The following is a 1,837-nucleotide window of genomic DNA, read 5'->3' on the forward strand; positions in this document are numbered from 1 at the left end:
AATGTGGCCTCCGCCGCCGTGATGATCTCCGATGCGCCCTGGAACGGGCCCGTCGGCGCCGTGCGTGTGGGCCGGGTGGATGGCCAGTTCGTCATCAACCCCACCTATTCCCAACTCAAGGAATCGGACCTCGATCTGCGCGTGGCCGGCACCCGGGACGCGATCCTGATGGTCGAAGCCGGCGCCCTCGAGGTCACCGAAGATGACATGGTCGCCGCCCTGGAGGCTGCGCACCAGGCGATCCAACCGATCATTGACGCTCAGCTGGAAATGGCTGAGGCGATCGGCAAAGAGAAGCGCGAGTACCCGCCCTTCGCTGTGGACGAGGACCTGAAGAAGCAGGTCATGGAGCGCGCCCAGGGCGAGCTGGAGAGCATCCTCAGCCAGGACCTGGCCAAGACAAATCACATGGAGGCCATCTACGCCCTGCGCGACGCGATTGTCACCGAACTGGCCCCCGAAGATGAGGAGCTGGCCGGCGACGTCAAAGACGCCTTCAGCGCTGCCGAGAAGGCGGTCGTGCGTACTCGCATTATCGAGCAAGGCGTCCGCCCCGATGGGCGCAAGCCCGCCGACGTGCGCCCGATCTGGTCGGAGGTGGACTACAGCCCCCGCGCCCACGGCTCGGGCCTCTTCACCCGCGGCGAGACTCAGGTGCTGACTCTGGCGACGCTGGGCACCTCCCGCGATGCCCAGATGCTGGATAACCTGACGCCCAACGAAGAGAAGCGCTACATGCACCATTACAACTTCCCGCCCTTCTCTGTGGGCGAGACACGCTTCCTACGTGGCGCCAGCCGCCGCGAGATCGGGCACGGCGCCCTGGCCGAACGGGCCCTGGAACCGATGATCCCCGACGAGAAAGAATTCCCCTACACCCTGCGCCTGGTCTCCGAGTGCATGTCCTCCAACGGCTCGACCTCGATGGCCTCAGTGTGCGGCTCCACCCTAGCGCTGATGGACACCGGCGTGCCGATCAAGGCCCCCGTGTCCGGCATCGCCATGGGCCTGATCACCGATGGCGAGAAGTACGCCATCCTCAGCGACATCCAGGGCATGGAAGACCACCTGGGCGACATGGACTTCAAAGTCGCCGGCACGCCCAAGGGCATCACCGCCCTACAAATGGATATCAAGATCGCTGGCCTAACCACCGAGATGATGGCTGAGGCGCTGGAGCAGGCCAAAGCCGGCCGGGCCCACATCCTCGACAAGATGCTGGAAACCATCTCCGTGCCGCGGCCGGAACTGAAACCGCACGCGCCGCGCATCAGCACGGTCGTGATCCCGGTGGATAAGATTGGCGCGATCATCGGCCCCGGCGGCAAGACCATCCGCGCCATCCAGGACGAGAGCGGGGCCAAGCTCGATGTCGACGATGATGGCACTGTGTTCATCGCTGCCAACAACGAAGACAGCGCCGCCCTGGCCCGCGAGCGGGTCGAAGCCCTCACCGAGGAGCCCGAGATCGGTCGCATCTACACCGGCAAGGTGGTGCGCACCACCGATTTCGGCGCCTTCGTGGAGATCATGCCCAACATCGACGGGCTGGTGCACATCAGCCAGTTGGACAGCGCTCATGTGGCCAGCGTGGAAGACGTGGCCCAGGTGGGCGACGAGATCACGGTGATGATCAGCGACATCCAACCGGATGGCAAGATCCGCCTCAGCCGCCAGGCCGTCCTGGAAGGCTGGACCGCCGAAGAAGCCCGCGAGAAGGACCGCCCCAAATCGGGCGGCGGCGGGCGCTCCGGCGGCAACCGTGGCGGGGGACGCCGCGGCAACGATCGCGGTGGACGTGGCGGCCGCGGCCGGCGCTAAACACACAAGAAGAACC

The 1,837-nt window shown here is 65.7% G+C and carries 1 protein-coding gene; it reads left to right on the forward strand.

Features of this window, described 5'->3' with window-relative positions; translation table 11 throughout:
* Positions 1-1,821 (forward strand): polyribonucleotide nucleotidyltransferase (locus tag MJD61_07625; protein ID MCG8555143.1); only part of this gene is annotated, 1,821 nt, incomplete at its 5' end.
* Positions 1,822-1,837 lie beyond the last annotated feature (16 nt).

It is taken from the genome of Pseudomonadota bacterium (assembly GCA_022361155.1).
In the GTDB taxonomy this organism is placed as follows: domain Bacteria; phylum Myxococcota_A; class Polyangia; order Polyangiales; family JAKSBK01; genus JAKSBK01.